This window comes from Streptomyces sp. NPDC000983, assembly GCF_040299205.1.
Lineage (GTDB): Bacteria > Actinomycetota > Actinomycetes > Streptomycetales > Streptomycetaceae > Streptomyces.
This window is the reverse complement of record NZ_JBEPBM010000018.1, coordinates 100,857-126,916: the sequence shown is the minus strand read 5'-3', so window position 1 is coordinate 126,916 and position 26,060 is coordinate 100,857. Positions and strand designations below refer to the sequence as shown.

The window sequence follows — 26,060 nt, the reverse complement described above, 5'->3', positions numbered from 1 at the left end:
GCACCCCGGCAGCCGCGGAACAGCGGCCCTCAAGCCGCCGCCGGAACAGAGACCGCCCGCCGCCGGAACAACGGCCCTCAAACCGGCAGTCGCCGGAACATCGCCCTCGGCAGGTGCCGCAGCGCACCCATCACCACCCGCAGCGCGCCCGGTACCCACACCGTCTCGGCGCGGCGCCTGAGCCCCAGCTCGATCGCCGTGGCCACCGCCTCGGGCGTGGTGGCCAGCGGCGCCTCCTCCAGCCCCGCCGTCATCTTCGAGCGCACGAAGCCGGGACGTACGACCATCACATGGACGCCCGTGCCGTACAGGGCGTCGCCGAGCCCCTGCGCGAAGGCGTCCAGGCCCGCCTTGCTGGAGCCGTAGATGAAGTTGGCGCGGCGGGCGCGCTCACCGGCGACCGAGGACAGGACGACCAGCGAACCGTGGCCCTGGGACTGCAGGGCCCGCGCACAGACCAGGCCCGCCGAGACCGCGCCCGTGTAGTTCGTCTGCGCCACGCGCACCGCGGCCACCGGCTCCCGCTCGTCGTGGGCCTGGTCGCCCAGCACACCGAAGGCCAGCAGGACGAGGTCGATGTCGCCCTCGGTGAAGACCTTGCCCAGCACCCACTCGTGGGACTCGGTGTCAAGCGCGTCGAAGGCCACGGTGTGCACCGTCGCGCCCAGGGCGCGCAGTTCCTCGGCCGCGTCCTCCAGGGCGGGCGTCGGGCGGCCCGCCAGCCACACCGTGCGGGTGCGGCGGGCGATCAGCCGGCGCGCGGTGGCGAGCCCGATCTCGGACGTGCCACCGAGGACGAGCAGGGACTGGGGGAGGCCGAAGGCGTCCTTCATGACGGCTCCTTGAGGCTGGAGGGACGGAAGGGTCAGAGACCGAGGCGGCGGGAGAGGTCCGAGGCGAAGACCCCGCGCGGGTCGGTCTCGGCGCGCAGCGCGCGGAAGTCGTCCAGGCGCGGGTACATCACGGAGAGCAGCTCGGGACGGAGCCGGGAGTCCTTGGCGAGGTAGACACGGCCGCCGGCGGCGGCCACCTCCTCGTCCAGTTCGTCGAGGAACGCACCCAGACCGGGGAGGTTCGCGGGGATGTCCAGGGCCAGCGTCCAGCCCGGGACCGGGAAGGAGAGCCAGCCCGGGTCGGCGTCCCCGAAGCGCTTGAGGACGGCCAGGAAGGACGGACAGCGCCGCTGCGAGATGCGCCGCACGATCCGGCACAGGGCCTCCTCCCGCCCGTGTCCGACGACGAACTGGTACTGCACGAAGCCGCCCCGGCCGTACACGCGGTTCCAGTGCGGGACCCCGTCGAGGGGGTGGAAGAAGGTGGAGATCCGCTGGAGTTCACCGCTGCGCGCGCGGGGGGCCTTGCGGTACCAGAACTCGTTGAACAGGCCGACCGTCCGGCGGCCGAGCAGGCCCTCGGGGAAGAGGGCGGGTGGGGACGGCAGCCGGCCGGGATCGAAGGCGAGTGGGTCCCTGCGCGCGCGGGTGCCCTCGCGCAGGGCCGTCAGGGGCGCGTGGTCGCCGCGGGTCAGGACCGCCCGCCCGGTGTCGCCGCCGCGTGCCAGGAGGTCGATCCAGGCGACCGAGTAGCGGTAGCGGTGGTCGGTGGCGGTGAGCCGGGCCATGAGGTCGTCGAGGTCCCTCGCGCGTTCGGTGTCCACCGACATCAACGAGGTCTCGACCGGCAGCAGTTGCAGGGTGGCCGTCAGGATCACGCCGGTCAGGCCCATGCCGCCGGTGGTCGCGTCGAACAGCGGGGTGCCGCGTACGACGCTGCGGATCTCGCCGTCGGCGGTGAGCAGTTCGAAGGAGAGGACGTGCCGGGAGAAGGAGCCGGACACATGGTGGTTCTTGCCGTGGATGTCCGCGCCGATCGCCCCGCCGACGGTGACCTGGCGGGTCCCCGGGGTCACCGGCACGAACCAGCCGAGCGGCAGCAGCACCCGCATCAGCCGCTCCAGGGAGACGCCCGCCGCGCACAGGACGGTGCCGCCGTCCGCGTCGATGGCGTGCACCTGGTCCAGGCCCGTCATGTCGATCACGGCCCCGCCGGCGTTCTGCGCCGCGTCCCCGTACGCGCGCCCCAGGCCCCGGGGGATCCCGCCCCGGGCGCCGCAGGTGCGGACGGCCGCCGCGGCCTCCGCGTACGTCCGGGGCCGGATCAGCCGGGCGGCGGTGGGAGCGGTACGGCCCCAACCCGTGACGGAGACAGTGTCGGCAGGCATGTCGGCGACCGTAGCGCCGCTTTGCTGATGATTAGCTATGAAACATCCCTTTCCTCCCCGAAATGGGTGATTAATGGGATGTCGCTCAATATTGACGGAGTTCCAGCGGGGTCGGGGTGAACAGTGGGGCCGCATGGACCACTTGGACCACCTGGATCACCGCATCCTCAGCGCGCTGAGCGCGTACGGCCGCGACCCCCGCGTCGCCGGCGCCGCGCGCGTCCTGTCCCGGGCCGGCGAGCACGGTGCCCTGTGGCTGGCGGCGGGCCTCGCGGGCGCCGCCGCCGACCGCCCGCGACGGGCCGCCTGGCTGCGCGGGACGGCGCTCACCGCGGGTGCGCACGTCGTCAGCATGGGTGTGAAGAGGGTGGTCCGCCGCCCGCGCCCCGCACACGTCGAACCCCTGGTGCGCACCGCGGGCCGGCACTCCTTCCCCAGCTCGCACGCGACGTCCGCCGCGGCCGCCGCGGTCGCCTTCGGCATGCTGGCGGCGCGCGGAAGAAGCGAAGGGACGGCCGGCCGCACAGCCCTCACCGGGCTGCCCGCCACCGCACTCCCCGCCACCGCCCTGGCCGCCACCGCCGTCACCGCCGCCCTCCCGCCCCTCGCCGCCGCCATGTGCCTCTCCCGCCTGGTCGTCGGGGTCCACTACCCCTCGGACGTGGCGGCCGGCGCGGCCCTGGGGGCGCTCGCGGCGCGCGCCGGGGCGCGCTGGATGAACGGCGGCGCCCATGACTGAGACGGCGCCCCTGACCACCGGCGCGCGCACCAGAGAGTCCGCGCTCCACGAACAGCGCACGCCCCCGCGCGCCACCGGCGCCCCCGCTCCCCGAGGCGGCCTCCTGCGCGGCCTGATCAGGACCGCCCGCCCCAAGCAGTGGGTCAAGAACGTCCTCGTCGTCGCCGCCCCGGCAGCCGCGGGAGAGCTGTTCACCGGCCGCGCCCTCAGCCAACTCGCCCTGGTCTTCGTCCTCTTCACCGCCTGCGCCGCCGCCGTCTACCTCGTCAACGACGCCCGCGACGCCGAGGCCGACCGGGCCCACCCCACCAAACGGCACCGCCCGGTCGCCGCCGGCCAGGTCCCCGTACCCGTCGCCTACGCCGTCGGCGGCGCCCTCGCCGTCCTCGCGCCGGCCGCCGCCCTCTGGCTGAGCGACCCGCTGGTCGCCCTGCTGCTCGCCGCCTACCTGGGCATGCAACTGGCCTACTGCGTCAGCCTCAAGCACGTCCTCGTCGTCGACCTGGTCGTCGTCACGACCGGCTTCCTGATGCGGGCCATGGTCGGCGGGCTCGCGCTCGGCATCCCGCTCTCCCGCTGGTTCCTGATCACCACGGGCTTCGGCGCGCTGTTCATGGTCTCGGCCAAGCGCTACTCCGAGGCCGTGCAGATGGCCGGGAAGGCGGGCGCCACACGCGCGCTGCTCACCGAGTACACCACCGGCTACCTGCGCTTCGTCTGGCAGCTCGCGGCCGGGGTCGCCGTCCTCGGCTACTGCCTGTGGGCGCTGGAGGAGGGCGGGGTCCCGCACACCAGCGTGCTGCCCTGGCGGCAACTGTCCGTGGTCGCGTTCGTCCTCGCCATCCTCCGGTACGCCGTCTTCGCCGACCGGGGCACCGCCGGCGAACCCGAGGAGGTCGTACTGGGCGACCGCGCCCTGGCCCTGATCGGCCTGGTGTGGCTCGCCATGTACGGCCTGGCGGTGGCGAACTGGTGAGCACGCGCGCACGGGCGGAGCCTTCCGCCCCCACACCCGCCCGAGCCGACCGATCAGCGAGCACACCCGCCCGCGCGGACCGCCCCACCAGGGCGGACCGCCCCGCCCGCACCGGCCGATCCACCCGCCGCGAACTGCTCGGCTTCGCCGCCGCCGGCCTCCTCGCCTACGCCGTCGACACCGCCCTGTTCGTCGCCCTGCGCGGCCCGGCCGGCCTCGACCCGCTCACCGCCAAGGCGCTGGCCTTCGCCGCCGGCTGCACGGTCGCCTACGCCGGCAACGCCCTCGGCACCTACCGGCACACCCGACCCACCGGGCTGCGCCCCTACGCGGTCTTCTTCGCGGTGAACCTGGCCGGAGCCGCCGTACAACTGCTCTGCCTGGCCGTGAGCCACTACGGCCTCGGGTTCACCTCGCCGCGCGCGGACGTGGTCTCGGGCGCCGGAGTGGGCATGGCACTGGCGACTGTTCTGCGTTTCTGGGGAACCCGGACATGGGTGTTCCGCGACGAGGGGAGAGTTGGATCATGGACTGGCTGAAAAAGCTCCCCGTCGTAGGACCGCTCGCCACCCGGCTGATGACCACGCACGCCTGGCGGTCGTACGAACGCATGGACCGGGTGAAATGGACCCAGCTGGCCGCCGCCATGACCTTCACCAGCTTCGTCGCGCTCTTCCCGATGCTCGCCGTGGCCGCCGCCGTCGCCGCCGCGACCCTCAGCCAGGAACAGCAGGACACCCTTGAGGACAAGATCGCCGACCAGGTGCCCGGCATCTCCGACCAGTTGAACATCGACGGGCTGGTGCAGAACGCCGGCACCATCGGTCTCATCGCCGGAGCCCTGCTGCTGGTCACCGGCATCAGCTGGGTCGGCTCCATGCGCGAGTGCCTGCGCGCGGTGTGGGAGCTTGAGGACCCGGAGGAGAACCCCGTCCTGCGCAAGGGCAAGGACGCGGGCGTGCTGGTCGGGCTCGGCGGCGCCGTGCTGCTCACCCTCGCCATCTCCACCGTCGCCTCGGCGCTGGTCGGCAGGATCGTCAAGGAACTGGGCATCGAGGGGAGCTGGGGCAGCGTCCTGCTGTGGATCGCCGCCTTCTCGGTCGCCGTCCTCGCCGACTTCCTGCTCCTGCTGTACGTGCTGACCCTGCTGCCCGGCGTCGAGCCGTCGCGCCGGCGCCTGATGGTGGGCGCGCTGATCGGCGCGATCGGCTTCGAACTGCTGAAACTGCTGCTCAGCGGCTATATCCAGGGCGTCGCGGGCAAGAGCATGTACGGCGCCTTCGGGGTGCCGGTCGCCCTGCTGCTGTGGATCAACTTCACCGCGAAGCTCGTGGTGTTCTGCGCCGCCTGGACGGCCACCCCGAGCGCCGAGCCGCAGGACGACGACAGCGGAGTCAGCGGCGACGACGTACCAGGTCGGGCAGCGGCCAGCGACGGTTGACCAGGAACACGCCACCGGCGAGCAGCACCAGCAGCCCGCCGGTCACCGCGAGCGCCACCCCGATGCCACTGGACCCGCCCTCGGCGGCCGCGCCCGCGACCGGCTTCTCGGCGGATCCGCCGGCCTGCCCGGGACCGGAGTCCTTGCCGGAGCCCGCGCCGGAACCGGAGTCGTTGGTGGCCCCCGGCTGCGCGCTCGGCTCGGCCGCGCTCCTCGGCGCCACCAGCTCACCCACCGGCTGGACCTTGCCGGCCGCCTTGAAACCCCAGTCGAAGAGCTTCGCGGTCTCCTTGTAGACCTCGTTGTGCTCGTCCTTCTCCGGGTTCATGACGGTGACCAGCAGCACCCGGCCGTCGCGCTCGGCGACCCCGGTGAAGGTGGCGCCCGCGTTGGTGGTGTTGCCGTTCTTCACCCCGGCGATGCCCTGGTAGACGGAGATGTCGGAGTCGCCGCTCAGCAGCCGGTTGGTGTTCTGGATCTCGAAGGACTTGCGGACCTTCTTGCCCTTCTTGTTCTTCTCCGTCGCGCCCGGGAACTTCGCGGTGACCGTCGAGCAGTACTCGCGGAAGTCCTTCTTCTGCAGCCCCGAACGGGCGATCAGCGTCAGGTCGTAGGCGGAGGAGACCTGGCGGGGGGCGTCGTAGCCGTCGGGGGAGACGGCGTGGGTGTCGAGGGCCTGGAGCTCCTCGGCGTGCGCGTTCATCTCCTCGACGGTCTTGTCGATGCCGCCGTTCATCTTCGACAGCACGTGCACGGCGTCGTTGCCGGAGCGCAGGAACACCCCGAGCCACAGATCGTGGACGGTGTACTTCTCGCCCTCCTTTATCCCCACCATGCTGGAGCCGACCCCGACGTCCGCCAGGTCGGAGGGGACCACCTCGTGCTCGGTGGACGAGGGGAACTTCGGCAGCAGCGTGTCCGCGAAGAGCATCTTCAGCGTGCTCGCCGGGGCCAGCCGCCAGTGCGCGTTGTGCGCCGCGAGCACCTCGCCGGACTCGGCGTCGGCGACCACCCAGGACCGCGCCGACAGGCCCTTGGGCAGCACCGGCACGCCGTCGGCGAGCTCGACCTGCGTACCGGCCCGCCCGAGCCGCTCACCGCCCACCGTCGACATGCCCGCCGGCGGTGTGGCGGACGGTGTCGGTGACGGGCTGGGCGCCGCGTACGAGACGGGCGCGGTCAGCGCCAGGGACGACAGAACGGCGGAAATGACCAGCAGCGATCGCCTGTTGGTCTTCTGGGGTGCGGACACGGACGAGAACGTACAGGGCCCGGCGGCCGGGCTCCTACCCCGACCCCCACCCCGGCCACGGAACAAGACAGAGGGCGGTGATACTGAAGGTATGAAGCTCAGCCGCCCTGTCTCCTGGTTCCTGCTCGCCTTCGGGGTGTGGAGCTGGGTCATCTGGGTCACTTTCGTCAAAAACCTGGCCAAGGACGGCAGCGGCCTCGCGTTCGACGACGCGGGCGACCCGACCGCGTACTTCTGGGTGCACCTGACGCTCGCCGTCGTCTCCTTCGTATTGGGGACGGTCGTCGGGGTCATCGGGTTGCGCGGGCTGCGCGCATTGCGGCGTACGGCATAGGCGTACGGGCACAGGACACTGGGACACAGGGGTACGACTGCCGTGGTCTTCGTCTTCATCGTGATCGTTCTGGCCGTCCTGGTGACGGCCAACTGGTACGTGTGGCGGCGCCTGTTCCGTGACACGACCGGCGGGTCCGGGTGGGTGCGGCGCGCGGGCGCGGTACTGATCGCCGGGGGCTGGCTGATGGCGATCGCCGCCCTCGTGGGCGAGCGGACCGGCATGCCGTTCTGGCTCCAGCGGGTGCTGGCCTGGCCCGGGTTCCTGTGGCTGGCGCTCTCGATCTACCTGCTGCTGGGGCTGCTCGTGGGGGAGGCCGTACGGCCCCTGCTGCGGCGTTGGCTCGAACGGCGCGCGTCGGCCGGGGCACCGGCCCGCCGGCCGGAGCCGGAGCCGGAGGTGCAGCCGGAGACGGTGCCCGCGGGCGCGTCCGGCGCGTCCGGCGGCTCCGGGGAGTCCGCGCCGCCCGAGGACCCGGCGCCGCCCGCGGCCGGTCCCTCCCGCAGGCTCTTCGTCTCCCGGGTCATCGGCGGCGCGGCCGCCGCCGCTGCCGTCGGGACGGTCGGCGCCGGCACCTACGGCGTCCTGAACGGGCCGAGCGTCAAGCGGGTCACCGTGCCGCTCGCCCGACTGCCGCGCGCGGCGCACGGCTACCGCATCGCGGTGGTCAGCGACGTCCACCTCGGCCCGGTCCTCGGCCGGGGCTTCGCCCAGCGGGTCGTGGACACCATCAACTCGACCCAGCCCGACCTCGTCGCCGTCGTCGGCGACCTCGTCGACGGCAGTGTCGCCGACCTGCGTACGGCGGCGGGCCCGCTCTCCGGGATCAAGGCCCCCGCCTACTTCGTCACCGGCAACCACGAGTACTTCTCCGGCGCCGAGCAGTGGGTCGAGGAGGTGCGCCGGCTGGGCCTGTTGCCCCTGGAGAACGCGCGCACCGAACTGCCCTGGTTCGACCTCGCCGGGGTCAACGACATCGCCGGAGAGAGCGAGGGCCTGGGACCGGACTTCGCCAAGGCGCTCGGCGACCGGGACCCGGCGCGCGCCTGTGTGCTCCTCGCCCACCAGCCCGTACAGATCCACGACGCCGTCGAGTACGGCGTCGACCTCCAGCTCTCCGGTCACACCCACGGCGGCCAGCTCTGGCCCGGCAACCTCCTCGCCGCCGCGGCCAACCCGACGGTCGCCGGTCTGGAGCGCTACGGCGACACCCAGCTGTACGTCAGCCGGGGCGCCGGCGCGTGGGGCCCGCCGACCCGGGTGGGCGCGCCGTCCGACATCACGGTGATCCAGCTGGCCTCCCGCCAGGCCTGACGCGAACCGGCCGAGACCGACGGGCCCGACGCGAACCGGCGCCCGGCGGCGTATGTCGGCCCACGTCGACGGGCCGGACGCGAACCGGCGTCCGTCGACAGGGGCGCCGCCGGGCCCGCCCCCGGCGCTCACGCGGGCAACGTCACCGTCACCCTCAGCCCTCGCCCCGGCGCCGTGTCCACGGCGACCTCGCCGCCGTGCGCCGTGACCACGCCCTGCACGATCGCCATGCCCAGACCGCTTCCCGCGCCGCCGCCCGCCCGGAAGAAGCGGTCGAAGATCCGCAGCGCGTCCTCCTGGGCCAGCCCCGGCCCCTCGTCCGCCACGCACAGCCGGACCACACCGTCGCCGCGGTCCACGCCCAGGCGGACCGGCGCCCCGGCGGGCGTGTGGACGCGGACGTTGGTGACCAGGTTGCCGAGCACCTGGCGCAGCCCCGACTCGTCGGCGCGGATCAGCACGGCGCCCTCCGCGGCGACCGTGAGCGGACGGTCCGGCTGCTGCATCCGCAGGTCCTCGGCGGCGTCCCGGACCAGACGGCTCAGGTCCACGTTGCGGAAGCGGAGTTCGGGCTGCTGGTCCAGCCGGGCCAGACAGAGCAGCTCGTCCACCAGCCGGCCCATCCGGTCCGCCTCCGCCATGACCCGCTCCCAGGCCCGTTTGCGCTGGTCGGGGTCGCTCAGCATGCCCTTGTCGTAGAGCTGGAGGTAGCCGCGTATCGCGGAGAGCGGGGTGCGCAGTTCGTGGGAGGCGTCCGCGACGAAGCGGCGCAGCTGGGCGGCGCTGCGCTCGCGGGTGCGGTAGGCCAGTTCCACCTGGTGGAGCATGGAGTTCAGGGCCGTGCGCAACTGCTCGACCTCCAGGGTCGCCTCGCGGCTGGAGGGGACGCGGCGGGTCAGGTCGCCCTCGGCGATGGCCGAGGAGGTCTCCACCATGTCCTCCAGCGGGCGCATGTGGCGGCGCACGCTGAACAGGGTCACGCAGGCCAGCAGCGCCAGCAGCACGGTCCCGAAGGCCAGGTCCAGCTTGATGGCCTTGGCCATGCCCTCGTGCAGGGCGTCGGTGGAGGTGGCGATCAGCACCAGGGTGCCGTCGGCGAGCCGGGCCCCGATCATCCGGTACGGCGTGCCGTCCACGTCGACGTCGCGGGGCTCGGTGCGGGCGGCGACCGCACCGGGGTCCCCGGCGGCGGCGGCGATCGCGCGCTGGCGCTGCGTCGGTTCGAGCGGGCCGAGGGCCACCGGGCGGCCGGTGGCGTCCACGGCGACGAGCACCGAGGTGGCCGAGGAGGGGAAGCCCTGGTCGCCGTCCCCGACGAACTGGTCCATGGCGATGCCGAGTTCACCGAGGGACTCGACCTGCCGGAGGCTGAAGCCGGCGTTCTCCAGGGTGGTGCGGGTGGAGAGCAGCTCGGAGTCGATCTTGTCGAGGAGGTAGTGGCGGGCGGTCATCAGGCTGATCGCGGTCGCCGCTACGACCCCGAGCGCCAGCAACGCCACGTTGGCGAGCGTCAGTTTGGCGCGCAGCGAGTGGATTCCGCGGTGCCTGCGGCACCCGTGCCCGAGCATCACGCGAGTCCGTAGCCCACGCCCCGCCGGGTGGTGATGACCGGCGGTCCGAGGGTGTCGAGCTTGCGGCGCAGATAGCTGATGTAGGTCTCCACGACGGTCGACTCCGGCGGGGTGTGCTCGTACTGCCAGACATGCCTGAGCAGTTGGTCCTTGGGCACGATGCGGCCGCCGTTGCGCACCAGGAAGCGCAGCAGCGCGTACTCGGTGGGGGTCAGCTCGACCGTGCGGCCCGCGCGGTGCACGGAGTACGTCGACTCGTCCAGCTCCAGGTCGCCGTAGCGCAGCGGCGGGCGCTGGGGGAGGACGTCGGCGGAGCGGGTGCGGCGCAGGACGGCGGTGATCCGGGCGATCACCACGTCGATGTCGAAGGGCTTGGTGATGTAGTCGTCGCCGAAGCCGAGGGCGCCGACGATCTCGGCGGGCGAGTCCCGCGCGGTGAGGAAGACCAGCGCCAGGTCGGGGCGCCGGGCGCGCAGTTCGCGGCCGAGGGCGCGGCCGTCGCCGTCCGGCAGCATCACGTCCAGCAGTGCCACGTCGGGGCGGGTGCGCCCGGCGAGCGCCAGGGCCTCGCGGACGGTGCCCGCGGTCATCACCTCGAACCGGTGGTAGCGCAGGGCGATGGCGAGGACGTCCGCGATGCTCTCCTCGTCCTCCACGACCAGCACCGTGCCCGCAGCCGTTGTCATGCCCCCAGTATCGGCGCGGGTGCCGACGGCCGGGCACCTTCCGTGCTTTGGAGTTCCTTGAGAGTCGGGCCCGGCGCATGTCCGCGCCCGTACCGCGCCCACGATTGTGGTGCCAGGACCTGGGGGACCGACCGACGACCGACGAAGGAGCGTTGAGGGTGGCTGCATTGGCACGGTGGTGCTATCGGCACCGGCTGGTGGTCCTGTTGCTGTGGGTGGGGGCACTGTTCGGCCTGGGCTTCGGCGGATCCGCCGCGGGCACGGACTACGCGAACGTCTTCTCCCTGCCGAACACGGACTCCAAGAGCGCGTACGACCTGATGGAGAAGGCGTTCCCGGAGCGGGCCGGGGACACCGACACGGTGGTGTGGAAGACCGACGAGGGCTCCGTACGGGACGAGGCCGTACGCTCCCGCGTCCAGCCGGCGCTGGAGGAGATCGCCGGGATGGAGGGCGTCGGTGAGGTCACCGACCCCTACTCGGGCACCCCGGGAGCGGCGGCCGTCAGTGAGGACGGGCGGATCGCGTACGCCCAGATCACCTTCAAGGAGCAGGCCAACGCCATCCCGAAGGAGACGGTCGAGGAGATCGTCGACATCGCGCAGGCGGCCGAACGGGACGGACTCCAGGTGGAGTTGGGCGGTCAGGCGATCGCCCGCACCCAGGAGCCCCCGGCGGGCACCGCGGAGGCGGTCGGCATCCTCGCCGCGGCCGTCGTGCTGTTCCTGGCCTTCGGCTCGCTGTTCGCGATGCTGCTGCCGATCGTGGTGGCCGTCGCCGGTGTCGGCACCGGCATGCTCTCCACGATGCTGCTCAGCCATGTCACCGACGTGCCCGAAGTCGCCCCGCTGCTCGGCTCGTTGATCGGCCTCGGGGTCGGCATCGACTACGCGCTGTTCATCGTCACCCGGCACCGGCGGGGCATCCTGCGCGGGATGAGGCCGGAGGACGCCGCGGTGACGGCCCTCAACACCTCCGGGCGCGCGGTGCTGTTCGCCGGCGGCACGGTGTGCATCGCGCTCGCCGGCATGCTGGTGATGAACATGCGGTTCCTGGACGGCGTGGTCGTCGCGACCTCGCTGACCGTGGTGCTGAGCGTGCTGGCCGCGATCACCCTGCTCCCGGCGCTGCTCGGGCTGCTGGGCACCCGTGTCCTCAGCCGCAGGCAGCGGCGCCGGCTGGCCGCGACGGGACCGGAGCCGGAGGAGGCCAGCGGCCTCGCCGCCCGCTGGTCGACGTACGTGCAGAAGCGGCCGCGCACCATCGCGGCCGGTGCCCTGGTGGTCATGGCGGTGCTCGCGCTGCCGGTGCTGTCGATCCGGCTCGGCGCCACCGACCAGGGCAACCACCAGGAGACCACGACCACCCGGCAGGCGTACGACCTGCTCGCCGAGGGCTTCGGGCCCGGCGTCAACGGCCCGCTCCAGGTCGTCGTGGACGGGCCGGCGCCCGACTCGCTCGTCGCCGCGATCGGCTCGGCCGAGGGGGTCTCCCAGGCGGTCGCCGCGCCGCCCGCGAACGGCGTCTCGGTGATCAACGTGGTGCCGACCACGTCACCGCAGTCCGAGGAGACCGACCGGCTCATCGACCTGCTGCGCGACGAGGTGATCCCGCAGGCCGGCGTCGAGGCCCATGTCGGCGGTGTGACGGCCGTGTTCAAGGACTTCGCCGAGGTCACCGGCGACCGGCTGCCGTACTTCGTCGCGACCATCATCGCGCTGGGCTTCCTGCTGCTGATGATCGCGTTCCGCTCGCTGGTGGTGCCGCTGACGGCCGCGCTGATGAACCTGATCGCGGCGGCCGCCTCCTTCGGTGTGCTGGTGGCGATCTTCCAGTGGGGCTGGGGCACCGAGCTGATCGGCGTCGGCAAGGAGGGGCCGATCACCTCGTTCCTGCCGGTCATCATGCTCTCGCTGCTCTTCGGCCTCTCCATGGACTACCAGGTGTTCCTGGTCAGCCGGATGCACGAGGAGTGGGTGCACACCAAGGACAACGCGCGCGCGGTCCGGGTGGGCCTCGCGGAGACCAGCCGGGTCATCAACTGCGCGGCCCTGATCATGATCTGCGTGTTCTCCGCGTTCGTCCTCAGCGGCGACATGGAGGGCGCGATGGCGGGCGTCGGCCTGGCCGCCGCCGTGGCGCTGGACGCGTTCATCCTGCGTACGGCGCTGGTGCCGGCCGCGATGCACCTGCTCGGCAACGCCAACTGGTGGCTGCCGGCCGGCCTGGAGAAGCGGCTGCCGCACCTGGCGGTGGAGCCGGCCGAACAGCCCGCGCCGGAGCCGGCCCCCGAGGGCGGCGCCTCCGCGGTCCACGGCTACATCCGCACCGCGGACGGCGAGGCGGTGGCGGGCGCCGCGGTGACCCTGCTGACCAAGGGCGGCCGCCAGCTGGACCGGGTGACCTCCCTCGCGGACGGCTCGTACATCGTCTCGGTGCCGGCGCCGGGCACCTACCTGCTCGCGGCGACGGCCACCGGACACGGCTCACGCGCACGGCACCTGGACGTGGCGGGGGAGCCGCTGGTGTACGACGTGGAGCTCGCCGAGGACGAGGTGGACGCGGTCAACTGACCGCTCAGGGGCGCTCGTCGGACGTGTCGGGCGCCCCTTCCCTCCCGTTCGGGTCGGGCAGCACCCTGGTCATGCCCGGCAGGAAGTCCGTGAACAGCTCGTGCACCTCGCGCACCAGGGGCCGCAGCACGCGGAAGCGGGCCAGGGCCACTCCGCGCGCGGTGAGTCGCGCGCCCCGGTCGGCGAGCTTGTAGCTGCGCTCGCGGTCCGGAGTGCGGTCGAAGATCCAGTACAGCACCAGGCCCATCTGGGACAGCCACATCAACTCCGGCAGCACGTCCCGCAGTTCCTCGGGCACCTTCGTCCGCGTGGCGCCCGCGAGGACCTCGCGGTGGACCTGGACGGCCGCCACGCGCGCGTGCTCCGACTCCGGGGAGAAGGGGCTGAGCGGGGAGTCCGGGTCGGCGGCGTTCTTGAAGAACTGCACCGCGAACTCGTGGTACGGCGTGGCGATGTCCAGCCAGGCCCGCAGCACCCCGGCGAGCCGGGCCTCCAGATCCTTCTCGCGGGCCAGGACCTCCCGCACCGCCACCTGGTGCTCGGCGGCGATCCGGTCGTAGAAGCCCTGGATCAGGTGTTCCTTGCCCTCGAAGTAGTAGTAGGCGTTGCCGACGGAGACGCCCGCCTCCTGGGCGATGGCCCGCATCGTGGTTTTGTCGTAGCCGCGCTCCTGGAACAGCCGCATCGCGGTCTCCAGGATCAGCGCGCGGGTCTGCTCGGACTTGCTGGGTTCGGGGCTGCTGTCGTTCTTCGAGGGCACGCAGCGAGACTAACCAGTGCGGACGGGGGCATCACACGGCGGTCCGGCCGAGCGCGGGGCGCCTCACACGGCGGTCCGGCCGAGCGAGGGGCGCCGGGAGTAGTCGGTGAGCCCGACCACGTTCCCCCAGGGGTCGGCGACCTCGACGGTCCAGCCGGTGGCCACCGGGAACGGCGGGTCCAGCGGCACGATCCCGGCCCCGGCCAGCCGGTCGGCGGCCGCCCGGGCGTCCGGCACCTCCAGCCACACCCGGGAGGTGGGCCAGGGCGGTGGCCGGTGCCCCAGCCCCTCCTCGTGGCGCAGCAGGATCCCGGGCGTCTCGTCGCCCACCTTCAACAGGGCGATACCGGCCTCGTCGAAGCGGAACCCCACGGTGAACCCGGCGCGTTCGTAGAATCCGACCGCCTCGCCGAGATCGCCGACGGGCAGCAGCACGTTGTCGAACCCGAGCAGTTCGTACGACTCGTCATCTGACACGGTGTCAGAGTAGGCCGATGATCGTCCGGAGCGCGGGATTGTCGGTGGCGCCGCGTACGGTCGGGCGTATGGGACATGTGACCTTCGTCGACGAGACGACCTCCGGCCGCCGCGAGCCGGGCCCGCGGCTCGCCGTCACCGAGGAGCGCCTGACGGCGCGGGAGCTGATCCGGCGCCGGGTGCGCGAGGAGATCGCCGCGGGCCGCCGGCGCCGTACCGACCCCGAGGGGCAGACCGAGGCGCTCCTGCGGGCCTTCGCGGGGAACGGACTGCTGCTGCTCGTCGGCGACCGCCGGCTCACCGACCCGGACGACACCGTCGAGGTGTCCGCGGACACGGAGGTCACCTTCCTGCGCCTGATACCCCTGGCCGGCGGCTGACCGCCGAGGGAACAGGCCGACCCGGTACGGGAAAAGCCCGAGGGCCCCGCCTCCCGCGCTTACGGGAGCGAGGCCCTCGGGCCGGGACGGTGCCGTGGCTCAGAAGCGGCGCGTGATCAGCGCCTTCTTCACCTCGGCGATCGCCTTGGTGACCTCGATGCCACGCGGGCAGGCGTCCGTGCAGTTGAAGGTCGTGCGGCAGCGCCACACGCCGTCCTTGTCGTTGAGGATCTCCAGCCGCTGCTCCCCGGCCTCGTCACGCGAGTCGAAGATGAAGCGGTGCGCGTTGACGATGGCCGCCGGACCGAAGTACTGGCCGTCGTTCCAGAAGACCGGGCACGAGGAGGTGCAGGCCGCGCAGAGGATGCACTTCGTCGTGTCGTCGAAGCGCTCCCGGTCCTCGGCCGTCTGCAGACGCTCGCGCGTCGGCTCGTTGGTGTCCTTGGTGATCAGGAACGGCATGACGTCCCGGTACGCCTGGAAGAACGGCTCCATGTCCACGACCAGGTCCTTCAGGACCGTGAGGCCCTTGATGGGCTCGACCGTGATCGGCTTCTCGGGGTTGATGTCCTTGATCAGCGTCTTGCACGCCAGGCGGTTCTTGCCGTTGATCCGCATCGCGTCCGAGCCGCAGATGCCGTGGGCGCAGGAGCGGCGGAAGGTCAGCGTGCCGTCCAGGTCCCACTTGATCTTGTGGAGACCGTCGAGGACGCGCTCCTTGGGGTCGATCTCCAGCGTGAAGTCTTCCCAGACCGCCTCCGCCGAGACCTCCGGGTTGAACCGGCGGATCCGGAAGGTGACGGTGATGTAGGGCGAGGCCGCGGACTCCGCCTCCACCTTGTCCAGAACGGGGGTTGCCATCAGTACTTACGCTCCATCGGCTGGTAGCGGGTCTGGACGACCGGCTTGTAGTCGAGACGCACGGTCTCGGTGCCGTCGTCGCCCACCTCGCGGTACGCCATGGTGTGGCGCATGAAGTTGACGTCGTCGCGGTTCGGGTAGTCCTCGCGGTAGTGACCGCCGCGGGACTCCTTGCGGGCCAGCGCGGAGACCGCCATGACCTCGGCGAGGTCGAGGAGGTTGCCGAGCTCGATGGCCTCCAGGAGGTCCGTGTTGAACCTCTTGCCCTTGTCCTGGACCGACACGTTCCGGTACCGCTCGCGCAGCTCGGCGATCTTCTCGACCGCCGTCTTGATGGTCTGCTCGGTGCGGAACACCATGACGTTGGCGTCCATGGTCTCCTGGAGCTCCTTGCGCAGCACGGCCACCCGCTCGGTGCCCGTGGAGGTGCGCAGGTTCTCCACCTGGTCGACGACGAACTGCGCCGGGTTCTCCGGCAGCTCGACGAAGTCGGCCTTCTGGGAGTACTCGGCGGCGGCGATGCCCGCGCGCCGGCCGAACACGTTGATGTCCAGGAGGCTGTTGGTGCCCAGCCGGTTGGCGCCGTGCACGGACACGCACGCGACCTCGCCGGCGGCGTACAGACCCGGGACCACGGTCGTGTTGTCGGAGAGCACCTCACCCTCGACGTTGGTCGGGATGCCGCCCATCGCGTAGTGCGCGGTGGGCTGGATCGGGATCGGGTCCGTGTAGGGCTCGATGCCGAGGTAGGTGCGCGCGAACTCGGTGATGTCCGGGAGCTTGGCGTCCAGCTGCTCCGGCGGCAGGTGCGTGAGGTCGAGGTAGACGTGGTCGCCCTCGGGACCGCAGCCGCGGCCCTCACGGATCTCCGTGTAGATGGAGCGCGAGACGACGTCACGGGACGCGAGGTCCTTCATGACCGGCGCGTACTTCTCCATGAAGCGCTCGCCGTCCTTGTTGCGCAGGATGCCGCCCTCACCGCGGGCGCCCTCCGTCAGCAGGATGCCCATGCGCCAGATGCCGGTCGGGTGGAACTGGAAGAACTCCATGTCCTCCAGCGGCAGACCGCGGCGGTAGCAGGCGGCCTGCCCGTCACCGGTGAGGGTGTGCGCGTTGGAGGTCACCTTGAAGAACTTGCCGGTGCCGCCGGAGGCGTAGATGACGGCCTTCGCCTGGAAGACGTGGATCTCACCGGTGGCCAGCTCGTACGCCACCACACCGGCGGACCGCTTGACGCCGTCGACCTCGGTGATCAGCTGGTCCAGGACGTAGAACTCGTTGAAGAACTCCACGCCCTCCTTGACGCAGTTCTGGTACAGCGTCTGGAGGATCATGTGGCCGGTGCGGTCCGCGGCGTAGCAGGACCGGCGGACCGGGGCCTCGCCGTGGTTGCGGGAGTGGCCGCCGAAGCGGCGCTGGTCGATGGTGCCGTTCGGGGTCCGGTTGAACGGCAGGCCCATCTTCTCCAGGTCGAGGACGGCGTCGATGGCCTCCTTCGCCAGGATCTCGGCGGCGTCCTGGTCGACCAGGTAGTCACCGCCCTTGACCGTGTCGAAGGTGTGCCACTCCCAGTTGTCCTCCTCCACGTTGGCCAGCGCGGCGGCCATGCCGCCCTGCGCGGCGCCCGTGTGGGAGCGGGTGGGGTAGAGCTTGGTGAGCACCGCGGTACGGCTGCGCTTGGTGGACTCGATGGCCGCGCGCATGCCCGCGCCGCCGGCGCCGACGATGACGGTGTCGTACTTGTGGATCTTCATGATTCTCGCAGCCCCGTGCCTAGCGGATGTTCGGGTCGAAGGTGAAGATCACCAGCGTGCCCAGCAGGATGGTGAACACCGTGGCGGTGTAGAGCAGGCCCTTGAGCCACAGCCGGGTGTTCGCGCGCTCCGCGTAGTCGTTGATGACCGTGCGCAGGCCGTTGGAGCCGTGCAGCATCGCGAGCCAGAGCATCAGCAGGTCCCAGACCTGCCAGAACGGGGACGCCCAGCGGCCCGCCACGAAGGCGAAACCGACCTTGGACACACCGCCGTCGAGCACCAGCTGGATCAGCAGGTGGCCGATGACCAGGACGACCAGGACGACGCCGGACAGGCGCATGAACAGCCAGGCGGCCATCTCGAAGTTGCCCCGGGTGGACTTCGGGGTCTTCTTGGTGCGCTTGCGCGGGGCCTCGATGTAGGGGGCCGGGTTGTCGACGTTGTACTGGGCGTCGCCCTCGACGGGGCCGATCCCGGACGCGGTCTTCTCAGTCGTGGACATGGGCGTCAGCTCCCGAAGAGTTCACGAGCGGCGTGGCCGAGGAGGGGGTAGATCGCCCCCAGCATCAGCACCAGCCACAGACCGACGGCGGACCAGAGCATCTGCTTCTGGTAGCGCGGGCCCTTGGACCAGAAGTCGACGGCGATGATGCGCAGGCCGTTGAGCGCGTGGAAGAGGACGGCGGCGGACAGGCCGTACTCCATCAGCGCGACGATCGGCGTCTTGTACGTCGCGACGACCTCGTCGTAGGCCTCGGGGGAGACACGCACGAGAGCGGTGTCCAGCACGTGAACGAACAGGAAGAAGAAGATGAGGACGCCGGTGACTCGGTGAGCCACCCAGGACCACATTCCTTCCCGGCCGCGGTACAGCGTTCCAGCCGGCACGGAAGTCCCTCCGGGAGCGGGGATTGGGGCCGCGCCGGCTTGTGCTGTCGGTCGGGCCCGGCCGGGTACGGTCCACCGGCCCCCAGCATGTTAGCGATGTGGCTGGGTTTGGCTTACGCCGGGCCTATCTGTGTGATCAAAGTGGCACGCGAATGGGTGAGTGCCGGGGCTTGTGGGCGGGGTGTGCCGTTATGCGCCGGGTACCGGCCCGTCCTGCCTCGTGGCACGGTGTGCCGGGCCCCTGAGCAGGCCGCCCAGCCGTCCCCTCGCCAGGCGGCGCAGCTCCTCGGCCGTCACCGTCCGCTCGTCCTCCGGATCGTTTGTCAATCGTGACCGGATGGCGCAGAGGACATGGGCGGCGGATTCGCCCGGCGGGACGTCCCCGAGGTAGATGGTGAACACATGGCCGAATTTGTCCGCGTAGGCCGCATGGGCCGCGCCCAGCGCCAGGTGGGCCGCCGAGTACGAGTCCTCCGGGAGGGTCGGCAGCGCCTCGCCGGACAGGGCCTCGGTCAGTTCCGCCGGGGTCAGGTCGTAGGCGGCCTCGTCGGACGCCGCCAGCAGGGCGTCCACGGTGGGGTACGGGCGGTGCGCGGCCAGGCGGTGGGCCCAGCGCCTGCTGAACAGGCAGGTCAGCAGGGTGCGCCGGACCTCGTCGGCGGGCGCGGTGTTGAAGCGCTCCAGAGCGGTGCCGGGCTCCGGGGTGGTGCCGGGTTCCCCTGCGGTGCCGGGCTCCGGGAGGGTGCCGTGCTGCTGGTGGGGGAGGGCCACTCGGCCGGGGAGGTGTGTGGGCGTCACGTGCGTTTCGGCTGGGGAGCTGTGAGAGATGTGGCGCCACGTTATCGACCATGACCCGGAGACGTCCGAAGCATGCCCGAATTTCAGCCGAACGGGAGAGTTTCGGAACCTCTCGTGGACGCACGTCCGGCGTGTCGGTCGTACGTTGGCTCTGTGAGTCAGCACAGGCGCCGGGCGCCGGAGAAGAAGACCGGGCGACGGGCCCTCGTGGTCGGGGCCGTGGTCGCCGCCGCCGGAGTGGGCATCGGACTGTGGGCCTCGGCGGGTGACGGCGGCGCGCCCGCCGGCGACTCCGCCTCCCGCAGTGAGCGGTCCTCCCGGCCGGCCGTCGACCCGACGCCGAGCCCCACCCGGAGCTACCCGCTCTCCAGCGCCCCGCGGACCATCCCCGAGGTGCGCTCGCACACCCCCGCCCGCGGGCCCGGCTGGCGGGCGCAGAGCGGGGAGCGGGTGGTGATCGGGGACGCGGACCTGGCCGACGAGGGCCGGCTGATAGCCAAGGAGCTGGGGCTGGCCTACGCCGGCGAGAAGGACGACGTACGGGCCGGGGACGTACGGCTGTCGCTCAACGACGACGAGGGCGCGAACCCGGAGTCGTACACGCTGACCGTGCGCGGCGGGCGGGTGAACATCAGCGGGGCCGCCGACGCGGGCGTGTTCTACGGCACCCGCACCCTGAAGCAGGCCGTGCACGACGGCGGCACGGCCCCCGAGGGCGTCGTACGGGACGAGCCGGCCAAGCCGGTGCGCGGGTTCATGCTGGACATCGCGCGCAAGCATTTCACCGCCGACTGGATCGAGGACCGGGTCCGGGAGCTGGGCGACCTGAAGTACAACCAGCTCGGGCTGCACTTCTCCGACGACCAGGCGTTCCGGATCGAGTCCGACTCGCATCCCGAGATCGTCTCCGACCCGCACCTGACCAAGGCGCAGGTCCGCAGGATCGTCGACCTCGCCGCCGACCGGCACATCACCGTCGTCCCCGAGATCGACTCGCCCGGCCACCTCGGCGCGGTCATCGCGGCCCACCCCGGTCTGCAACTGCGCGACACGCGGGGCGTGGCGACCCGCGGCGCCATCGACATCTCCCAGGACGAGTCCGCCGAGATCGTCGACGACCTGCTCGACGAGTACGCCGGCCTGTTCCCCGGCGGCGAGTGGCACCTCGGCGGCGACGAGTACCAGGCGCTGACCGTCTCCGACCCCGAGGCGTCCTTCCCGCAGCTGACGGCCGCGGCCCGCGAGGAGTACGGCGCCGGGGCCGGCGTCGCCGACCTCGCCACCGGCTGGGTCAACGACCGCGCCGCGACCGTCCGCGTCCACGACCGGACCCCGCGCGCCTGGAACGACGGCTTCTTCCGCGACACATCCGTCCAGGCCGACAAGGACATCCAGGTCGCCTACTGGACCGGCAAGGAGATCGGCGCCCGGCTCCCGGTGGAGTACCTGAGCGCCGGCCGGCAGGTCGTCAACTACAACGACGAGTTCCTCTACTACGTCCTCGGCGAGCCGCAGACCTTCGTCTACCCGACGGGACAGCGCATCTACGAGCAGTGGACGCCGAGGGTGCTGCGCGGCACCGAGGCGGTCCCGGCGAAGTACGACGCCCAGATACGCGGCGGCTCCTTCGCCGTCTGGTGCGACCTCTCCGGCTCCCAGACCCAGGACCAGGTCGCGGCCGGCATCCGGATGCCGCTGCGCGCGACCGTCGAGAAGCTCTGGAACCCGGGCACGCCGGACGCCTCCTGGGCGGAGTTCCAGGCCCTGGCCGGCCGCCTCGGCTGACCCGGACGCCCCCACGCAGGGCCGCCCGATGCGCCCAATTGTCCGATACGGCTGCGAACGGGCGTGCGGCTGTGGTGTATTCGGCCCGAGTCGGACCGAACGGCCTGGGGGAACGGGACATGGGCTACTGGGGGTACTTCGTCGTCGGGCGCGAGGAGCGGCCGCTGGGGGAGCTGGCGGCACTGGCGGGCGCGCCGGGCATCACACTGCGCCGGGAGGCGCCGGACGGCTGGCAGGTGTGGGAGTACGCCAGCGGCGAGGGCGACGTCGGCAACATGCACGAACTCGCCGCGCAGACCGGGGCGCCGGCGCTCTTCGGGTACGTCATGGACAGCGACTGCGCGGTGGTGGAGGCGGCCGGCCCGCTGAGCGGGGCGTGGAGCACCTGCCTGGCCCGGGAGGCGATGGCCGCCCGGCTCGGCGCGGGCGACGGGCCCACCCTGGAGGACTACTTCCTCCAGCCGCGCGACGCCGCCGAACGGGCCGTCGCCTGGGCCGCCGAGGCGGGGCACACGGTGCCGGCCGAGCCGCTCCTCGACGTGCTCACGGCGGAGCCCGACCCACTGGCCGAAAACCTCTTCTTCCTGCTGCTCGACCGCCTCGGAGTGGTGCCCCTGTGACACTCCCGGGCCGTCGCACGCAGTAAGGGGAAATGCGGGCTCCGTAAGGAAGGTGCCCGGTGGAGCCCCACAGAGGCCCGCAGAAGGAGGCGTGGATGAGTCTGGTTGAGCTGATCGCTCAGGCCGACGAGCGCGGACTGGCCGCCAGCGGGTTGGCTTGTTTGGATCGGTGCGTACCCCTGTTGGGCGGTGACGACGAGCTGCTGCGGCCCCTGTGGGCGAGCCTCGCCGATCCGTCCGGCACCGACGACTGGGCCGACCGACTTGAACAGGTGCGCGACAAGGTCGACGACTCCGGCGCCGCTGAACTCGCCGACGACGAGGCCGTCCTGCTCACCCGGCGGATGCTGGCGGCGACCCCGGCCGACTGCTCGGCCGGCGGCATGCGGGTGTGGGCCGACGCCTGCTCGGTCGCCTCGCTGCAGATCCACCGGATGCTCGACCTGGTCGACGACGAGGCGTCCTCCGTCGACGCCCGCCGCGAGGGCCGTACGGAGGGCATGTCGCCGCTGGTCGCCGCCGAGCTCAGGCGCCAGATCACCGTCCTGGAACTGCTCGCCGGGCACGGCCCGGCCGGGGTGCGTTCCGCCCTGGAGGTGTGCACCGAGGGCCGGCGGATCCTGCGCGCGGTGGTGTCCCGCCGGGCTCGGGGGCGGGTCTGAGGGCCTGGGAGAGCCGCCGGGGCCGGGCGGGCGCCGAGGGGGCGCGGATCACTCCATCAGCCACTTGACCACCGCCTCGCCGGAGGCGGCGGTGCGCGTGTAGAAGGCGGTCAGGTCCCGGTGCGCGGCGGCGAAGGAGCCGCGCACCTCCGGCTCCGCCTCCGGCACGCCGTACGGGCGCATCACCTCCGTGCGGGCCTGCCGCCACAGCGCGTCGAAGTCGGCCCCGGCCAGGTAGCCGGCCACGCGGTGCGCCTGCGCCGCGGTGAGCACCAGGAACGGCGCCAGCGACGGGTCGGGGTGGGCGACCGGGCGGCCCCCGAGCACCACATGGGTGCGCGGGCCGTCCGGCGCCCGGTGCAGGGCGGCTCCGGCGTACAGCAACTCGTGGTGCAGGTACCGCCGGTCGAGCACCTCTTCACGGTGCCGGCCGATCCGCCGTCGTACGGCGTCCCAGTCGTCGTCGAACAGTCCGCGGAACCAGGACGCGCTGTTGCGCAGGGCCGGGGGCGGCACCGCGCGCAGATGGAAGTACAGGCTCATCACCGACTGGAGCGCACAGCGGCCACCAGACGTCACACCCCGATTCCGGGGGCTTGTGTGAGCGTCCCGCGGGGAAGGTGCGGCGATTTGGCGCCGGTCCTGGTCGGAGGCCCGGTCGCGGGTGACGAATCGCGGTCCTGCCGCGCTCTTCCCGGTGTGACGACTGAGCAGCAGACCAGGGCCTCGGCCGCGGCGAAGCCGGTGCGGTGGGCGGCGGACGCGGTCTCGACGATGCGTGAGGGCGCGCGAGTACGCCTCGACTACTCGGCACAGAGCCTGTGGCGGGTGGACCGGATGATCGACGACCTGCGCCGGGAGGGCACGCCCGCCGAGGCCGTGGACGGCGTGCTGCGCGGGCTCGGCGCGTACGCCGGTGAGGTGATCGCCCGCCAGACCGGCGCCCAGTGGTGGGCGTCCGGCGGCGACCACTGGATACGCACCCCCGACGGAAAGCTGTGGGACCCGATCGAGGAGGCCCGCCGCTGCTTCGCCGGGGAGGGCTCGCTCCGCCTGCTGTGCCGGGACGCGACCAGCGGCCGCACCTGACCCGCCCGCACCTGACCCGCCCGGACCCGGCACCGCCCGGGCGCAGTACGGCCGGACCTGACACCGGCCGGACCCGGCACGGCCGGGGCCCCTGCGCGTGAGGGGACCCCGGCCGGGCCGGTGGGACGTTACGGCGCCAGCACCTGCCCGAGGCCGCCGTCGGTCGGCGTGCCGAGCGTCGTCCTGCTGTAGATCACCGAGTCGGCGTAGGTGAGGCCCGCCGAGCCCGCCGGGACGTGCAGCAGGATGCCGTCCGTGCCGTCCTCGCCGTCGGCGCCCACGGTCACGTCGGCCCGGCCGTGGCCGGACAGGTCGGTGAGCGACACCGACGTGCCGAACAGGTCCCCCGTCTCCGCGCTGCCCGGGACGCCCGCGGTCTCCTGCGAGAGGGCCAGCGCGCCGGAGCCGGTCAGCCCCGTCGAGCCGCCCCCGACGAGGACCACGGTGCCTGCGTTGACCTGGTTGACGCCGCCGCGGGTGAGGTCCTCGTTGCGGGCGCCGGCCAGGACGTCGGCGTAGCCGTCCGCGTCGAAGTCGCCGGCCGAGACGGAGATGCCGAGGGCGTCGCCGGACTCGTTGCCGCCCGGGACGCCGGCGGTGTCCTGGTGGATCACCTTCATGCCGGTGGTGGTGAAGCCGGTCGCGGTGCCGAAGAGCATGGTGAGCTGCCCGCCGGATATCGCGCCCGACTCCGAGGCGACCGGCTGGCCGATGACGAGGTCGTCGTAGCCGTTGCCGTTGAAGTCGCCGACGGCCACGGACCGGCCGCCCCTGACCGACAGCACCCCGGCCTTGGTCAGGCCGGTCGCCGAGCCCGCGAACCGGACCACGCGGCCGATGCCGCCGGTGTCGCGGTAGTTCAGGGCCACGTCGGCGTAGCCGTCCCGGTCGAAGTCACCGGTCGCCGCGTCGAGGTACGCGACCGCGCCGGTGGCGGCGGTGAGCGAGCCGTACGTCGTCGTGCCGCCGGTCAGCCGGACGTGGAAGCTGCCGCCCTTGCCGGCGCCGGCCGAGAAGACGTCCGCCCTGCCGTCGCCGTTGAAGTCGCCGACGGTGACGGCCGAGCCGAGCCTGGCGCCGGCCGCGGTGATCCCGGTCGTGGTGTAGGAGAAGCCGGTGGTCAGGGCGGGGCCGTACATCACCGTGACCTGGCCGCGGTCGGCGTTGCCGCTGGTGTCGTCCTCGCCGGGCGAGCCGATCGCGAGGTCGGCGTGGCCGTCGCCGTTGACGTCGCCCAGCGCGGTCGAGGCGCCGAAGGAGTCACCGGACTCGGAGGTGCCGGGCACGCCGGGGCTGTTCTGGGTGAGGCCGGCCCGCAGCGCCGTGACGGGCCCGTCGACCGAGCCCGGGACCACCGTGACGCGGTTCGCCTTCGGGGTGCCGGCGACCAGGTCGCTCACCCCGTCCCGGTGGAGGTCGGCGGTGGCCAGGGCGTGCGAGATGCCCGGGGTTTTGGCGAGCGTCGCGATACCGCCGAGCTTCGGGTAGAGGTTGGCGCCCGGGCAGGCCGTGGCGTTGGTGTCCTTGTGCCCGAAGACCCGCGGCAGCACGATCTGCTGCCCCTCCGCCACCTTGTTGCCGCTCTGGTTCAGCGGGGCGCGCGAGACCAGCGTGACCTTGCTCGTCGCGTCGACGCCGTACATGCCGAACTTCCACGCGACGACCCGGGCGATGGCGTCGAGGGCGGCCTTGGAGGGCTTCGCCGACTCGAAGTTGCCGATGTAGGAGATGCCGAGGGTGTCGGTGTTGAAACCGACGTCGTGCGCGCCGATCACCGGCAGGTCCATGCCGCCGCTGCGGCCCTCGAAGATCTGGCCGCACCGGTCGACGACGAAGTTGTAGCCGACGTCGAAGTAGTCCTGGGCGAAGTGCGCCTGCTGGATGGTCCGCATCCGGGCCGCGGACTCCGCGCAGGACAGCGTGTTGTCGCTGTCGACGCCGGTGTGGTGGACGACGGCGGCCTTGATCTCGGTGCCGTAGCTCGGCGTGCCGTTGTACTCCGTCGACGCGCCCCACTCCGCCTGCGTGATGATCGGCGGCTTGGCGACGGTGGAGGGGCGGGGCTCGGGGACCGTGGGGGTGGGGGTCGGGGACTCGGTCGGGGGCTCCGTCACGGACTCCGCCGGGGACGCCGTCGTGGTCCCGGGCGCCGGGGAGACCGGCTCGCCGGTGCTCTCCTCGGGGGAGGGGCTCTCGGCCGGCGGGTCCGTCTCCGCCGTGAACGCGGCTGGCTCCGGCCCGCCCCGAGGGTCGGTGCCCGGGTCGAGCAGCTTGACGTCCAGACCGGCCGGCTGGCCCCCCGCCTCGGTGCCGTCGGCGTTCACCACCCGCACCTCGACGCCGTCGGACTCACCGGTCCACACCGACTCCGTACCGCCGCGCAGCGCGGCCCGTTCCGCCTCCGCGCCCTCGGCCTGGCCCGGCTCCAGGACCAGGTCCCGCCACGCCGACCAGTCGCCGCTGTCCACGTCCCGGGTGCGCACCTGCGGCGTGCCCTTGGTCCTCGCCTCGGGATCGTCCCAGGTCACCACCACGGCGCTGAACGGCTCGGTGCTCCGCCGGTCGAGCCCCTTGCGGCCGCCGCCCTCGCTCTGGAGCCGCAGCGTGCGCACCGACGGCTCGCGCGCCTCCGCCTTGCCGTCCGACGGCGCGGGCTGGTCCGCCATTGCATAAGTGACGACCCCCGCCCCGCTCAGGACGACCGCCCCGACCGTCAGCCAGGCTCTGCGCCTGAGACTGAGCGGTTTGTACGCATGGGTCCGACGAGGACTCAACTACCCCACCCCTATTGGTTGGACACGAACGCCACACCTGCAACAGGCGTGCTCTCCCCCAAGCGTCGGACCGCGTCGAAACATCACCCGCGCGAAAGGTTGTAC

At 72.3% G+C, this 26,060-nt stretch carries 26 protein-coding genes; 12 read left to right on the top strand and 14 right to left on the bottom strand.

From position 1 onward, the window contains the following. Positions 1 to 77: 77 nt before the first annotated feature. Entirely contained in the window at positions 78 to 833 is a 756-nt protein-coding gene (gene dprE2 / locus ABT296_RS21870; RefSeq protein ID WP_351929793.1) for a decaprenylphospho-beta-D-erythro-pentofuranosid-2-ulose 2-reductase, read from the bottom strand. 32 nt (positions 834 to 865) lie between these two features. Beyond that, positions 866 to 2,221: a decaprenylphosphoryl-beta-D-ribose oxidase gene (dprE1, locus tag ABT296_RS21865; RefSeq protein WP_351929791.1), complete on the bottom strand. Its 1,356-nt coding sequence runs from the start codon at positions 2,219 to 2,221 to the stop codon at positions 866 to 868. Positions 2,222 to 2,354: 133 nt separating this feature from the next. On the opposite strand from dprE1, the gene ABT296_RS21860 reads away from it, so the two are divergent. From ABT296_RS21860 to ABT296_RS21845, 4 genes are all read left to right on the top strand, one after another. Then, positions 2,355 to 2,960, top strand: coding sequence for a phosphatase PAP2 family protein (locus tag ABT296_RS21860; RefSeq protein ID WP_351929790.1), 606 nt, complete (start codon positions 2,355 to 2,357; stop codon positions 2,958 to 2,960). Then, positions 2,953 to 3,936 (top strand): decaprenyl-phosphate phosphoribosyltransferase, encoded by a 984-nt coding sequence (locus ABT296_RS21855; RefSeq protein ID WP_351929788.1) that lies wholly within the window; start codon positions 2,953 to 2,955, stop codon positions 3,934 to 3,936. Before ABT296_RS21860 ends, ABT296_RS21855 begins: the two co-directional genes overlap by 8 nt. Positions 3,937 to 4,070: 134 nt before the next feature. Then, entirely contained in the window at positions 4,071 to 4,475 is a 405-nt protein-coding gene (locus ABT296_RS21850) for a GtrA family protein (protein WP_351929863.1), read from the top strand. Then, positions 4,463 to 5,377 (top strand): YihY/virulence factor BrkB family protein, encoded by a 915-nt coding sequence (locus ABT296_RS21845; RefSeq protein ID WP_351929786.1) that lies wholly within the window; start codon positions 4,463 to 4,465, stop codon positions 5,375 to 5,377. The genes ABT296_RS21850 and ABT296_RS21845 overlap by 13 nt, the downstream gene beginning before the upstream one ends. On the opposite strand, the gene ABT296_RS21840 is transcribed toward ABT296_RS21845, so the two are convergent. After that, positions 5,331 to 6,629 carry a D-alanyl-D-alanine carboxypeptidase family protein gene (locus ABT296_RS21840; RefSeq protein WP_351929784.1) on the bottom strand — a complete coding sequence of 433 codons (1,299 nt, stop codon included), beginning with the start codon at positions 6,627 to 6,629 and terminating at the stop codon, positions 5,331 to 5,333. The genes ABT296_RS21845 and ABT296_RS21840 overlap by 47 nt on opposite strands. On the opposite strand from ABT296_RS21840, the gene ABT296_RS38745 reads away from it, so the two are divergent. After that, positions 6,586 to 6,963 (top strand): SCO4848 family membrane protein, encoded by a 378-nt coding sequence (locus tag ABT296_RS38745; protein WP_502977299.1) that lies wholly within the window; start codon positions 6,586 to 6,588, stop codon positions 6,961 to 6,963. The genes ABT296_RS21840 and ABT296_RS38745 overlap by 44 nt on opposite strands. Positions 6,964 to 7,005: 42 nt before the next feature. Continuing rightward, positions 7,006 to 8,277: a metallophosphoesterase gene (locus ABT296_RS21830; RefSeq protein WP_351929780.1), complete on the top strand. Its 1,272-nt coding sequence runs from the start codon at positions 7,006 to 7,008 to the stop codon at positions 8,275 to 8,277. A gap of 128 nt (positions 8,278 to 8,405) precedes the next feature. Here the strand turns inward: ABT296_RS21830 and ABT296_RS21825 are convergent, their stop codons facing one another. Further along, positions 8,406 to 9,845: a sensor histidine kinase gene (locus tag ABT296_RS21825; RefSeq protein WP_351929778.1), complete on the bottom strand. Its 1,440-nt coding sequence runs from the start codon at positions 9,843 to 9,845 to the stop codon at positions 8,406 to 8,408. Beyond that, positions 9,845 to 10,534 (bottom strand): response regulator transcription factor, encoded by a 690-nt coding sequence (locus ABT296_RS21820; protein WP_351929776.1) that lies wholly within the window; start codon positions 10,532 to 10,534, stop codon positions 9,845 to 9,847. The genes ABT296_RS21825 and ABT296_RS21820 overlap by 1 nt, the downstream gene beginning before the upstream one ends. A gap of 167 nt (positions 10,535 to 10,701) precedes the next feature. Between ABT296_RS21820 and ABT296_RS21815 the strand changes: the two genes are divergently transcribed. Next, positions 10,702 to 13,107: an MMPL family transporter gene (locus ABT296_RS21815; protein ID WP_351929861.1), complete on the top strand. Its 2,406-nt coding sequence runs from the start codon at positions 10,702 to 10,704 to the stop codon at positions 13,105 to 13,107. A gap of 4 nt (positions 13,108 to 13,111) precedes the next feature. Here ABT296_RS21815 and ABT296_RS21810 read toward each other — a convergent pair whose 3' ends face one another. Together ABT296_RS21810 and ABT296_RS21805 are read right to left on the bottom strand one after the other, a co-directional pair. Continuing rightward, positions 13,112 to 13,867 carry a TetR family transcriptional regulator gene (locus tag ABT296_RS21810; protein WP_351929774.1) on the bottom strand — a complete coding sequence of 252 codons (756 nt, stop codon included), beginning with the start codon at positions 13,865 to 13,867 and terminating at the stop codon, positions 13,112 to 13,114. A 63-nt stretch (positions 13,868 to 13,930) separates the two neighbouring features. Beyond that, on the bottom strand, positions 13,931 to 14,344 hold the full coding sequence (locus ABT296_RS21805) for a VOC family protein (protein WP_351929772.1): 414 nt from the start codon (positions 14,342 to 14,344) through the stop codon (positions 13,931 to 13,933). A gap of 68 nt (positions 14,345 to 14,412) precedes the next feature. Here ABT296_RS21805 and ABT296_RS21800 point away from each other — a divergent pair, with 68 nt between their 5' ends. Continuing rightward, on the top strand, positions 14,413 to 14,724 hold the full coding sequence (locus ABT296_RS21800; protein WP_351929770.1) for a hypothetical protein: 312 nt from the start codon (positions 14,413 to 14,415) through the stop codon (positions 14,722 to 14,724). Positions 14,725 to 14,823: 99 nt separating this feature from the next. Here the strand turns inward: ABT296_RS21800 and ABT296_RS21795 are convergent, their stop codons facing one another. The 5 genes from ABT296_RS21795 to ABT296_RS21775 all read right to left on the bottom strand — a co-directional run bounded on the left by ABT296_RS21795 (position 14,824) and on the right by ABT296_RS21775 (position 19,025). Continuing rightward, positions 14,824 to 15,585, bottom strand: a complete 762-nt coding sequence (locus ABT296_RS21795) for a succinate dehydrogenase iron-sulfur subunit (RefSeq protein WP_351929768.1) — start codon at positions 15,583 to 15,585, stop codon at positions 14,824 to 14,826. Next, a complete protein-coding gene (sdhA, locus tag ABT296_RS21790; protein ID WP_351929766.1) occupies positions 15,585 to 17,339 on the bottom strand; it encodes a succinate dehydrogenase flavoprotein subunit in 1,755 nt (584 codons plus the stop codon). The genes ABT296_RS21795 and sdhA overlap by 1 nt, the downstream gene beginning before the upstream one ends. A 19-nt stretch (positions 17,340 to 17,358) precedes the next feature. Then, positions 17,359 to 17,841, bottom strand: a complete 483-nt coding sequence (locus ABT296_RS21785; RefSeq protein WP_351929764.1) for a succinate dehydrogenase hydrophobic membrane anchor subunit — start codon at positions 17,839 to 17,841, stop codon at positions 17,359 to 17,361. 5 nt (positions 17,842 to 17,846) lie between these two features. Beyond that, the gene (gene sdhC, locus ABT296_RS21780; RefSeq protein ID WP_269661213.1) at positions 17,847 to 18,227 is read right to left on the bottom strand and encodes a succinate dehydrogenase, cytochrome b556 subunit; all 381 of its coding nucleotides are present in this window, start codon (positions 18,225 to 18,227) and stop codon (positions 17,847 to 17,849) included. A 189-nt stretch (positions 18,228 to 18,416) separates the two neighbouring features. Then, on the bottom strand, positions 18,417 to 19,025 hold the full coding sequence (locus tag ABT296_RS21775; protein WP_351929762.1) for a 2-oxo-4-hydroxy-4-carboxy-5-ureidoimidazoline decarboxylase: 609 nt from the start codon (positions 19,023 to 19,025) through the stop codon (positions 18,417 to 18,419). A gap of 153 nt (positions 19,026 to 19,178) precedes the next feature. Here ABT296_RS21775 and ABT296_RS21770 point away from each other — a divergent pair, with 153 nt between their 5' ends. The 3 genes from ABT296_RS21770 to ABT296_RS21760 all read left to right on the top strand — a co-directional run bounded on the left by ABT296_RS21770 (position 19,179) and on the right by ABT296_RS21760 (position 22,092). After that, positions 19,179 to 20,810 (top strand): beta-N-acetylhexosaminidase, encoded by a 1,632-nt coding sequence (locus ABT296_RS21770; protein WP_351929760.1) that lies wholly within the window; start codon positions 19,179 to 19,181, stop codon positions 20,808 to 20,810. Positions 20,811 to 20,929: 119 nt separating this feature from the next. Then, positions 20,930 to 21,430: a hypothetical protein gene (locus ABT296_RS21765; RefSeq protein ID WP_351929758.1), complete on the top strand. Its 501-nt coding sequence runs from the start codon at positions 20,930 to 20,932 to the stop codon at positions 21,428 to 21,430. 95 nt (positions 21,431 to 21,525) lie between these two features. Further along, positions 21,526 to 22,092 (top strand): hypothetical protein, encoded by a 567-nt coding sequence (locus ABT296_RS21760; RefSeq protein ID WP_351929757.1) that lies wholly within the window; start codon positions 21,526 to 21,528, stop codon positions 22,090 to 22,092. Positions 22,093 to 22,140: 48 nt separating this feature from the next. Here ABT296_RS21760 and ABT296_RS21755 read toward each other — a convergent pair whose 3' ends face one another. Continuing rightward, positions 22,141 to 22,671: a DUF1877 family protein gene (locus ABT296_RS21755; RefSeq protein WP_351929756.1), complete on the bottom strand. Its 531-nt coding sequence runs from the start codon at positions 22,669 to 22,671 to the stop codon at positions 22,141 to 22,143. 120 nt (positions 22,672 to 22,791) lie between these two features. Between ABT296_RS21755 and ABT296_RS21750 the strand changes: the two genes are divergently transcribed. Then, positions 22,792 to 23,181, top strand: coding sequence for a hypothetical protein (locus ABT296_RS21750; RefSeq protein ID WP_351929754.1), 390 nt, complete (start codon positions 22,792 to 22,794; stop codon positions 23,179 to 23,181). A 128-nt stretch (positions 23,182 to 23,309) separates the two neighbouring features. Here ABT296_RS21750 and ABT296_RS21745 read toward each other — a convergent pair whose 3' ends face one another. Further along, positions 23,310 to 25,847, bottom strand: coding sequence for an FG-GAP-like repeat-containing protein (locus ABT296_RS21745; protein WP_351929752.1), 2,538 nt, complete (start codon positions 25,845 to 25,847; stop codon positions 23,310 to 23,312). Between the last annotated feature and the right edge of the window lie 213 nt (positions 25,848 to 26,060).

Excerpts from the sequence above, each read along its gene's own strand:
- dprE2 (WP_351929793.1), bottom strand. The coding sequence starts at position 833 with ATGAAGGACGCCTTCGGCCTCCCCCAGTCCCTGCTCGTCCTCGGTGGC.
- ABT296_RS21785 (WP_351929764.1), bottom strand. The coding sequence starts at position 17,841 with ATGTCCACGACTGAGAAGACCGCGTCCGGGATCGGCCCCGTCGAGGGC.
- ABT296_RS21825 (WP_351929778.1), bottom strand. The coding sequence starts at position 9,845 with ATGCTCGGGCACGGGTGCCGCAGGCACCGCGGAATCCACTCGCTGCGC.
- ABT296_RS21795 (WP_351929768.1), bottom strand. The coding sequence starts at position 15,585 with ATGGCAACCCCCGTTCTGGACAAGGTGGAGGCGGAGTCCGCGGCCTCG.
- ABT296_RS21745 (WP_351929752.1), bottom strand. The coding sequence starts at position 25,847 with ATGGCGGACCAGCCCGCGCCGTCGGACGGCAAGGCGGAGGCGCGCGAG.
- ABT296_RS38745 (WP_502977299.1), top strand. The coding sequence starts at position 6,586 with ATGACCAGCAGCGATCGCCTGTTGGTCTTCTGGGGTGCGGACACGGAC.
- sdhA (WP_351929766.1), bottom strand. The coding sequence starts at position 17,339 with ATGAAGATCCACAAGTACGACACCGTCATCGTCGGCGCCGGCGGCGCG.
- ABT296_RS21820 (WP_351929776.1), bottom strand. The coding sequence starts at position 10,534 with ATGACAACGGCTGCGGGCACGGTGCTGGTCGTGGAGGACGAGGAGAGC.
- ABT296_RS21800 (WP_351929770.1), top strand. The coding sequence starts at position 14,413 with ATGGGACATGTGACCTTCGTCGACGAGACGACCTCCGGCCGCCGCGAG.
- ABT296_RS21860 (WP_351929790.1), top strand. The coding sequence starts at position 2,355 with ATGGACCACTTGGACCACCTGGATCACCGCATCCTCAGCGCGCTGAGC.
- ABT296_RS21845 (WP_351929786.1), top strand. The coding sequence starts at position 4,463 with ATGGACTGGCTGAAAAAGCTCCCCGTCGTAGGACCGCTCGCCACCCGG.
- ABT296_RS21760 (WP_351929757.1), top strand. The coding sequence starts at position 21,526 with ATGAGTCTGGTTGAGCTGATCGCTCAGGCCGACGAGCGCGGACTGGCC.
- dprE1 (WP_351929791.1), bottom strand. The coding sequence starts at position 2,221 with ATGCCTGCCGACACTGTCTCCGTCACGGGTTGGGGCCGTACCGCTCCC.
- ABT296_RS21765 (WP_351929758.1), top strand. The coding sequence starts at position 20,930 with ATGGGCTACTGGGGGTACTTCGTCGTCGGGCGCGAGGAGCGGCCGCTG.
- ABT296_RS21855 (WP_351929788.1), top strand. The coding sequence starts at position 2,953 with ATGACTGAGACGGCGCCCCTGACCACCGGCGCGCGCACCAGAGAGTCC.